This window comes from Terrilactibacillus laevilacticus (genome assembly GCF_006517395.1).
GTDB classification, from domain to species: Bacteria; Bacillota; Bacilli; order Bacillales; family Sporolactobacillaceae; genus Terrilactibacillus; species Terrilactibacillus laevilacticus.
Map to the genome: position 1 here is coordinate 1 of NZ_VDCY01000027.1, position 9,561 is coordinate 9,561.

A 9,561-nucleotide genomic window follows, 5' to 3' on the forward strand; every position below is an offset into this window, starting at 1 on the left:
GCTCAATAAAACGGAAAGTAGCTCAATAAAACGGAAAGTAGCTCAATAAAACGGAAAGTAGCTCAATAAAACGGAAAGTAGCTCAATAAAACGGAAAGTAGCTCAATAAACCGGAAAGTAGCTCAATAAACCGGAAAGTAGCTCAATAAACCGGAAAGTAGCTCAATAAAAATCGGAAATGATGCAAAACCCTTTCGAAGTTCTGCAATTAACATCAGGTTGAAAATTCAAATTTTAAATTATCATCTTAGACGTATCCAGTAAAACATCATAAACCCTATATATTATAAATCGCAAGAAAAAGAGAGAAATGGTGATATAAAAATAATTTTTTTACAAAAAAATTTAGAAGTATAGTGTGCAGAATAAAAGCCGTTAAATTAATTCTACTACTCGCCTTAGTTGCATATCACCAATTTTATTTGATAATACATAAAATGCGGAGGGACTTCCTTTAAATTTGAATATTAACCTAAAATAAGGAAATTGAAGTCATATTTCTCCATTAAAAATCATTTCTGAACGTTATACCACTTATTAAATAAAGCTGAATGTTTGATTTTAGGAAGATCTTCGTTAAAATAGAATTAAACCATAAGAAGATACCAAATGGTCGATAAGAGTGCATTGAATAGAAAGGAAGTGTCTTAACGAGTATGAATAATTTTGATTTCTTTATGAATGATGTTGTTCAAACGTCTCGCAATGAAATCGTTGAAGCTGGGTATACAGAATTAAAGACCCCTGAAGAGGTTGATAAAGCCTTAACGAAAGATGGAACAACCTTTGTTATGATTAACTCTGTATGTGGTTGTGCAGGTGGAATTGCCCGCCCTGCAGCTGCCTATGCTGTGAATGTTGCAACGAAACCAGATCAATTTGTTACCGTTTTTGCAGGACAAGATAAGGAAGCAACAGAAAGAGCTCGTGAATACTTTACAGGCTATCCACCATCCTCACCATCTTTTGCTTTATTGAAGGACGGCAAGATTTTAAAAATGATTGAGCGTTACGAAATTGAAGGGCATGATCCTAGCCAAGTTGCCTATAAAATTGAATCATTATTTGATGAGTATTGTAAGTAAACAGAGTTCAATAGGCTGATTTCAAAAGTATAATGCTTTTGAAATCAGTCTTTTTTTCACAAATACATATCTTTTTTTACCTAATAAAAAGCTAAAAATAATCAATTAATAGAAATATTTATGATTAATAGGTCTATGAATTTACCTTAAAAAATGCTTAAATAAAGGAACATAAGTAAAAGCCACGAAGGAGATTTATTATGAAAGTTGCTTATCTTGGCCCTAGGGGAACATTTTCAGAAGAAGCGGCAACCCGCTTTTTTCCAAAAAATACGGAATTATTTCCGAAAAAATCAATATATGATGCGATAGAAGCTGTCAGTATCGATGACGTTGATAAATGTATCGTGCCAATTGAAAATTCAATAGCTGGAACGATTGACACGAGTATTGATGGATTGATGATGTTCAATTTATCAATCGATGCAGATGTTATTTTTCCTGTATCTTTAAATCTGATTGGTTTAAAAGGTTCAGAGATTAGTGATATTAACGAGGTTATCTCTATTACACCTGCACTAGATCAATGTCGAAATTATATTAGACATCATAAATTTTTAAGTCAACATGTTGATAGCACAGCAAATGCAGCGAAGTTAATTATGGAACAAGGAAATAAAAATAGAGCGGCGATTGCATCAGAATGGGTAGCCGGATTATATGGTCTTCAAATCATTGAAAAAGATATTCAAGATAGTGAACATAATCATACGCGTTTTATCGTTTTAAGTAAAAATCACCGAATTAAAAAGATACAAGATAAAACGATGATTCTTGTCACACCATCCACAGAGTATGTGGGTATGCTTTCATCCATTCTCAATGTTTTTTCAGGCTTAGGTATCAATTTAACATGGATTGAATCTAAACCTACAAGAAAGAAATTGGGAACCTACCGCTTTTTTATTGAGGCAGAAATGGGTTACGATGAGGAACGAGCACAGAAAGTAAAAATTATTTTAGAGACATTTGGACATAAGGTTGATTTTCTAGGAAGTTATAAGACCACAATCCTTAAATAAAGATGAAAACACTTTCTAATCTTAATGAAAGTGTTTTTTCATATTAAATTCCCTAGCGAGCTATCATAGCTTTACTGTCAGAAAAAAATTACAAACAATGTTGTCACAATGATGATATGCCATACTATTCATTATATGAGATAATTATAAATGAAACATATATGATTATCAGCTTTGTGGTAAGTAAAGAGGTGATGTGTATGGTTATCGTTGCATTAACCATGCTTGCAGTTGGTGTATGCCTCGGATTTGTTGGGGCAGGTGGTTCAGGTTTCATTATTTCAATTTTAACCACTATTTTTGGATTTTCTATTCATACGGCTCTTGGCACAGCCTTATCAGCCATGTTTTTTTCATCCATTTCTGGTGCGATTAGTCATTATCGAGAAGGTAATACAATATTAAAAGTAGGAATTCCAGTAGGATTAATTGGTTCCGTTGGAGCTTGGATCAGTTCTGAATTTTCAGCTCAAATTGATTCACATATATTAAGATGGATGACAGCAGGCATATTATTACTGTCAGCCATTATACTTTGGGTCCGAATGATTTTAATTTCCCGTAAAAAGGAAATCATACAGGAAGATCAAATTCCAAAAGGATCACGCTTTTGGTTAGCAGCGATCACTGTTGGTTTTGTGACGGGTGTTTTGTCGGGCCTATTTGGGATAGGCTCTACACCATTCATTCAAATTGGTTTAATGATCTTATTTGGGATGTCTGTCCGAAAATCCGCAGGAACCACGATGCTTGTTATTATTCCGATCGCTCTAGCTGGAGGAGCTGATAATTATCGATTAGGGTATTTAGATATTAAACTGCTTATTGCTGTTGTGATTGGTACGATGATAGGCTCTTACATAGGGGCTAAATTTACGAAACGCGTGCCCGAGCTTTACTTAAAAATAGCCATGGTTTTAGTACCAACACTTGGTGCGGTATTATTAGTTCTATAAAACAAAAACCGTCAAAATAAAAATCAGACGGTTTTTATTGAAATATTGCAGCAATGGCACTAGAGAACAATGTTAAAATTAAAACACCAATGACAATATAAATGACCATTTTCATTAATTTATTTGACATATCAAAACCTCCTACATAATTGTTCGTTCAGTTATCCACCGTTAATAGTGTATTTTCCATATTCTATCCTAACACGAAGTATATCAAGTTTGAAAGAATATCTAATATAACTATCGAATGCAAATGACCTAGTCTGAACCACTTACATTAAGAGATGTAGTGAAAGAATTAAGTTGAATGATTATGATAAGATAAAAGAGTGATACATATTCTGTCATATTGAAAGGTGATGTCAAATGGTTAATCAAGAGCGTATGATCAAAGAATTTATTGAATTGGTCAAAGTAGATTCAGAAACTGGACATGAAGAAAAAATAGCTGAAGTATTAAAGTCAAAATTTGAGTCTTTAGGTTTATTAGTAGAAGAAGATGATGCAAAGGAGAAAACGGGACACGGTGCAAATAATCTAATATGTACGCTTAAAGGTAATGTCGACACAGACGTCATTTATTTTACATCTCATATGGATACAGTTGTTCCAGGCAAGTGCATAAAGCCTTCCATAAAGGATGGATATATTGTGTCTGATGGAACAACCATCCTTGGATCAGATGATAAAGCGGGACTTGCAGCGATTCTTGAAGCTATTCGTGTTTTACAAGAAACCAATACACCACACGGAACCCTGCAATTTGTGATCACGATCGGTGAAGAATCAGGATTGGTTGGTTCTAAGGCTTTGGATGTGTCGCATCTCAAAGCAAAATATGGTTATGCATTAGATAGCGATGGACCAGTAGGAGACATTATCACTGTCGCACCGTCTCAGGCAAAGCTTTTTGTTAAAGTCTATGGAAAGACAGCCCATGCAGGTATAGCTCCTGAAAAAGGTGTATCGGCCATAACAGTAGCAGCAAAATCCATTTCTAAGATGCCTTTAGGTCGTATTGATGAAGAGACAACAGCCAATATTGGTCATTTCCAAGGAGGCAGACAAACGAATATTGTGTGTGATTTCGTTGAAATTCTAGCTGAAGCCCGTTCACTTGATCCAAAAAAATTGGACAATCAATTACAGAAAATGAAAAAGGCATTTGAGGAAACAGCTGAGCAAATGGGCGGTAAAGCAGAAGTAGACATCAAATATATGTATACAGGTTTTCATTTTAATGAAGACGATCATGTCGTAAAAGTGGCTAAGAACGCCATTTCTTCTATTGGCCGAACTCCAAAATGCTTAAAAAGTGGAGGAGGAAGCGATGCTAATGTTCTTGCAGGTCATGGAATACCTACGGTGAATCTTGCTGTTGGTTATGAAAATATTCATACCACAAATGAAAAAATGCCGATTGCGGAACTTGTGAAAACGGGAGAATTAATTTTAGCCATCATTCAAGAAGTAGCAAATAAATAATATAGAAAAAGGGTCTCTATTATGGGATCCTTTTTCTATTTTTTTACAACTCCAAATAAAAACCATAATATTGCTTTTATCATCATATCTATTTAATTAGAATGATTTATGATAAGAGAGGACAAGCTTATGGATCTTAATGTGATTTTGGCTTTTGGTGCTGGAATGTTATCTTTTTTATCACCTTGTACCCTACCTTTGTACCCTGGTTTTATATCCTATCTAACGGGCGTGACATTACAAGAGCAAGTTACAAAGCACATATCTTCTAACTTCCGCAAGCAGGCTTTACTTCACATGGTGTTGTTTATGCTTGGCTTTGCTTTTGTTTTTGTCGCTCTCGGTATGTCAGGTACCTATTTGTCCCATTATCTCTTCTCAATTCGTGATATTCTTCGGAAGATAGGTGCTTTGGTTCTTATTCTTTTAGGTTTGTTTCTTATCGAGATTATACGTCCTTCTTTCTTAATGCGAGAAAGACGCGTCACATTTAACATTCGACCAGCTGGCTATCTAGGATCAATCCTAATCGGTATGACATTTGCAGCCGCATGGACTCCGTGTACAGGTCCTATATTAGCCGCCATTCTCATTCTCGGTTATTCAAACCCTGATCAATTCTTGTTGTATATGATTTATTATGTCATTGGATTTTCATTACCCTTTTTTTTGCTTTCTTTTTGGATAGGAAAAATTTCTATAGTCAACCGATTAAGCCAAGTACTAAGAACCGTGTCTGGATATTTCATATTTATGATGGGGATCTTTCTATATTTTGATTGGATTAGAAAATTAAGTATTTATTTAATATCACATGTCTTTCATGGCTTTAGGGGCTTTTGATTCAATCTCTTGCGCAATATAAACCAAATTTTGTTAACAAAGCAGCGGCAATGGAAAGTAATGTGTATAGAGTCGCTAGAATTAGAAAACTCATATCATAGATGGTCAAACAGAGGATAAAACTAAGAAAAACGATAACGATTGGGGCTATAAAAAATTTTCGAAAATAAAGATAAGAAACAATGCCAATAACAAGGCTTAAGAAAGGAAACAGTAGAAATACAAATGTAAATTGATTAAAAAAATCACTCAACCTTACATCCTCCTTTTTTTATAAAAATGGACAAAATGATCTATCTTCTATTTTAACTGAATGTTCTATCAAAAGTATAGCTCAAAAGATAAATTTTTATTAAAAGAATTTTATTTGATAAATAAGAATGAATGTTCTACAATTAAATCTAGTATGTGTTGGGGGGTGTTACTATGGTAAGTGGACATCGGGTCATTTTTCATATTGACATGAATTGTTTTTATGCATCAGTCGAAATAGCTCATCATCCTGAACTATCTGGACATCCTTTAGCCATAGCTGGACGAGTTGAAGATCGAAAAGGGATTATAGTCACAAGTAGTTATGAAGCGCGAGCGAAAGGTGTTAAAACAACCATGCCAGTTTGGAAAGCACGACAGCTTTGTCCAGAACTTATTGTCAAACAGCCTAATATGACTTTATACCGAGAAACATCGAAACAAATCTTTGATATTTTGAGGCGTGTGACTCCATTAGTGGAGAAGGTATCAGTCGATGAAGGGTATATGGATGTGTCTTCTGTAGTATCGGTTATACACCCTGTACATTTAGCTAAGCGGATTCAACGACATTTATACAAATCATTAAAACTGCCTTGCAGCATTGGAATTGCTCCAAATAAATTTTTGGCCAAAATGGCGTCTAATATGCAAAAACCAATGGGATTAACGATTCTTCGTAAAAGAGATTTACCTACAACGTTGTGGAATCTCCCAATTGGAGACATGCATGGTGTCGGTTCGAAGACAGAGGAAAAATTAAAGAAAATGAACATACATACCATAGGAGACTTGGCTAAATTTGATCGGTTACGTATTTCTGAACGATTAGGGCAGCCGGGTATTTCCTTATTTAATCATGCGAATGGATGGGATGATAGACCAGTCGATCCTGAATCTGAGGATCGATACAAAAGTATAGGTCATTCAACAACTTTACCAGTTGATACGATTGATTTGACTGTCGTTAAAGAGGTTTTTTCAAAGCAGTCTGAAAAAATAGCCTTTAAGTTAAAAAGAGAGCATATTGCTAGCTACCAAATAAGCATTGTTATTCGTTATTTTGATTGGACGAATATCACACGAAATAAGACATTAAAAACACCACTCATCACCAAACAAGATATCCTTTTTCAAGCCATGGAGCTCTTTCACCGCCACTGGGATGATCGCCCAGTGCGCTTACTAGGTATCACATTAACTTCTTTTGAGGCTCTAGCTGACTCTACAACCCAGTTAGATCTTTTTACCTATCAAGATGAGTTGAAAAAAGAACCTGTTGTTGATTTGATAAACGCTGTAACCAATAAATATGGAAATAATGCCTTGCAATTAGCATCAAGTATGATTAAAAATAGAAAAGTGAAAAATGGTGAATATAAATCAAACGAAAGGACGAATGAATGAATTTTTCCCGCATTAACGGCTAGTAAAGACTCCGCCTCAAGGCAATGAGTGTAAACGAGCATTCCTAGGTGGGGGATAACTGCTCGTAAAAGTCCGATTGGTTAATCCTTACAATGAGTGGGGGATGACGCAGGCTAAAAACCAGGCGTCCTGTCGCAACGCCTGCTCTAGCACATCCTGTGCATCGAAAAACCCCAACCATTGAAGTTTCACTTTATTGCAAAACACGAAAATAGATAACATTAAAGGAAGTGTGAGAGATAAAAATGAATTTTACTTTTTTGGGCACTGGAGCAGGAATTCCTGCAAAGGATCGGAATGTTTCAGCGATTGCCGTTTCCTTTCCAGAGTATAAAGGCCACATTTGGTTATTCGATTGCGGAGAAGCGACACAGCACCAAATTCTTTCATCACCTATAAAGCTTTCAAAAATAAATAGAATCTTTATATCTCATCTTCACGGTGACCACATCTATGGGCTTCCTGGATTATTAGGTAGCCGATCATTCCAAGGAGGATCGGAAACTCTAAATATCATTGGACCGAAAGGGTTAAAAGATTTTATAGATGTATCACTTAAGGTATCATCAACACATATTAAATATCCTCTGCATATTACTGAAATCGAAGAGTCCAGCTATATTTTTGATACAGAACACTTTTCTATCCAGATAGAGCCACTAGAGCATGGAATAACGAGTTTTGGTTTTCGTGTTGTTGAAAAGGATCAACCAGGTGAATTACTCGTAGATAAACTAACAGAGAAGGGCATTATGCCAGGCCCTATATATAAAGCCATTAAAACTGAAAAAGAGGTTGTCTTACCAAATGGAGAAATATTAAAAATATCAAATTTTATTGGTCCTAATAAAAAAGGACGTTCTTTTGCCTTGATAAGCGATACAAGATATTGCTCATCAGCAAAAAAATTGTCAGAGGATGTAGACCTATTGATCCATGAAGCAACTTTTGAAGAGAAACTTTCTAACCTCGCACACGATTATTACCACTCGACGACGTCCCAAGCCGCTCAAATAGCAAAGGCGGCGAATGCAGCCGCCTTAATTTTAACGCATATAAGTTCTCGTTATCTAAAGTCAGATAATGAACGTCTTTTGGGTGAAGCAAAAAAACTGTTTTTAAATACTTATCTTGCGACCGATGGCTGGACGTATCATTTGAATCGCCAACCCCGTTCATATTGAACCGGAGTATCAATCGTTTCACCCAAAGTAATAGCAGCTGTTTTTGGCCAATAAGGATCTCGTAAAAGTTCTCTTGCGATAAAAATAAGATCAGCCCGATTATTCTTTAATATTTCTTCTGCTTGTAAAGCATGAGTGATTAAACCCACCGCACCAGTGGCTACACTGGCTTCGTTTTTTATTTGATCGGCATAAGGGACTTGATATCCAGGAAAAGCATCAATTTGTGCGGGAACTAATGCACCAGAACTAACGTCGATAAGATCAACCCCTTGAGCTTTCATTTTTTCAGCATAAGGGACATAGGTATCTGGAGTGTTTCCACCTTCAGTGAAATCGTTCGCTGAAATTCGAACAAATAATGGTCCTGTCCATTCTTCCTTTACGCCCTCAATAACCTCATGTAACAAGCGATAGCGATTTTCTTCTGACCCACCGTATTGATCTTTTCGCTGATTCGATAGGGGAGACAAAAATTCATGAATTAAATAACCATGAGCTGCATGAATTTCGATGACATCAAAGTTCGCTTCTTTAGCTCTTCTTGCAGCTTGTTTAAAATCATGAATGGTCTGTTTGATTTCTTCTATGGTGAGTTCTTGAGGCGTTTGATATTCTTCATTAAACGGGATGGCAGAAGGGGCTAATGGTTGGGTTTTAAGTTGTGCTTTACGCCCAGCATGAGCAAGTTGAATGCCTATCTTACTTTGATATTTATGATTTAAAGTGGTTAATTTTTTTAATCCTTCAATATGTTCATCAGACCATATACCTAAATCGGAGGCGGAGATACGTCCTTTCGGATTTACAGCTGTGGCTTCAATTATAATCAAACCAACTTGTCCAATAGCCCGGCTCGTATAATGAGTTAGATGCCAGTCGTTTACATGTCCGTTTTCATCACTTGAGTACATGCACATAGGTGCCATAACAATACGGTTTTTAAGTGTTAGATCCTTGATTTTATATGGGGTAAAAAGTTTCGATTGCAATATAGTCACATCCTCATTAATTTTTTTGTTAAATGTTCTGGTGTTCTTATTATTTCAAAAAAACCAGCATTTGAATGACTATATTATTTTCACATGTGTGGATCTTTAATTCAAATAAAGAGACTTAAGTTATAATTATAGAAAAATGTTGTAAAAATAGACTAAAAAGTATTTTACACTCTCCTAAAACAAAAAACTTCACGTTAAACGTGAAGTTTTTTGTTTTAATTAGTGACTTTAGTCAGTTGAGTACGTGAAACGTGCGAAACAATAAACCACCTGCTATGCGGGTGGGGACCAAAATGTTATACAAA

9 protein-coding genes are annotated in these 9,561 nt (G+C 35.6%); 7 read left to right on the plus strand and 2 right to left on the minus strand.

Annotation, left to right across the window (positions count from 1 at the left end):
* Positions 1 to 656 precede the first annotated feature (656 nt).
* The 5 genes from FG390_RS15280 (at position 657) to FG390_RS15300 (ending at position 5,391) form a co-directional block, all read left to right on the plus strand.
* Entirely contained in the window at positions 657 to 1,085 is a 429-nt protein-coding gene (locus tag FG390_RS15280; RefSeq protein ID WP_141191900.1) for a BrxA/BrxB family bacilliredoxin, read from the plus strand.
* A gap of 200 nt (positions 1,086 to 1,285) precedes the next feature.
* On the plus strand, positions 1,286 to 2,107 hold the full coding sequence (gene pheA, locus FG390_RS15285) for a prephenate dehydratase (RefSeq protein WP_141191901.1): 822 nt from the start codon (positions 1,286 to 1,288) through the stop codon (positions 2,105 to 2,107).
* Between the two features lie 194 nt (positions 2,108 to 2,301).
* Positions 2,302 to 3,063 (plus strand): sulfite exporter TauE/SafE family protein, encoded by a 762-nt coding sequence (locus tag FG390_RS15290; RefSeq protein ID WP_141191902.1) that lies wholly within the window; start codon positions 2,302 to 2,304, stop codon positions 3,061 to 3,063.
* A 366-nt stretch (positions 3,064 to 3,429) separates the two neighbouring features.
* Positions 3,430 to 4,548 (plus strand): M20/M25/M40 family metallo-hydrolase, encoded by a 1,119-nt coding sequence (locus FG390_RS15295; protein WP_141191903.1) that lies wholly within the window; start codon positions 3,430 to 3,432, stop codon positions 4,546 to 4,548.
* A gap of 129 nt (positions 4,549 to 4,677) precedes the next feature.
* Positions 4,678 to 5,391, plus strand: coding sequence for a cytochrome c biogenesis CcdA family protein (locus FG390_RS15300; RefSeq protein WP_181406524.1), 714 nt, complete (start codon positions 4,678 to 4,680; stop codon positions 5,389 to 5,391).
* A 1-nt stretch (position 5,392) separates the two neighbouring features.
* Here the strand turns inward: FG390_RS15300 and FG390_RS15305 are convergent, their stop codons facing one another.
* Positions 5,393 to 5,644 (minus strand): DUF2651 family protein, encoded by a 252-nt coding sequence (locus FG390_RS15305; RefSeq protein WP_141191905.1) that lies wholly within the window; start codon positions 5,642 to 5,644, stop codon positions 5,393 to 5,395.
* Positions 5,645 to 5,817: 173 nt separating this feature from the next.
* On the opposite strand from FG390_RS15305, the gene FG390_RS15310 reads away from it, so the two are divergent.
* Together FG390_RS15310 and rnz are read left to right on the plus strand one after the other, a co-directional pair.
* Positions 5,818 to 7,050, plus strand: coding sequence for a DNA polymerase IV (locus FG390_RS15310; RefSeq protein ID WP_141191906.1), 1,233 nt, complete (start codon positions 5,818 to 5,820; stop codon positions 7,048 to 7,050).
* A gap of 266 nt (positions 7,051 to 7,316) precedes the next feature.
* On the plus strand, positions 7,317 to 8,255 hold the full coding sequence (gene rnz, locus FG390_RS15315; RefSeq protein WP_141191907.1) for a ribonuclease Z: 939 nt from the start codon (positions 7,317 to 7,319) through the stop codon (positions 8,253 to 8,255).
* On the opposite strand, the gene namA is transcribed toward rnz, so the two are convergent.
* Positions 8,225 to 9,247, minus strand: coding sequence for an NADPH dehydrogenase NamA (gene namA / locus FG390_RS15320; RefSeq protein WP_141191908.1), 1,023 nt, complete (start codon positions 9,245 to 9,247; stop codon positions 8,225 to 8,227). The two genes, rnz and namA, sit on opposite strands and share 31 nt — an antisense overlap.
* Positions 9,248 to 9,561 lie beyond the last annotated feature (314 nt).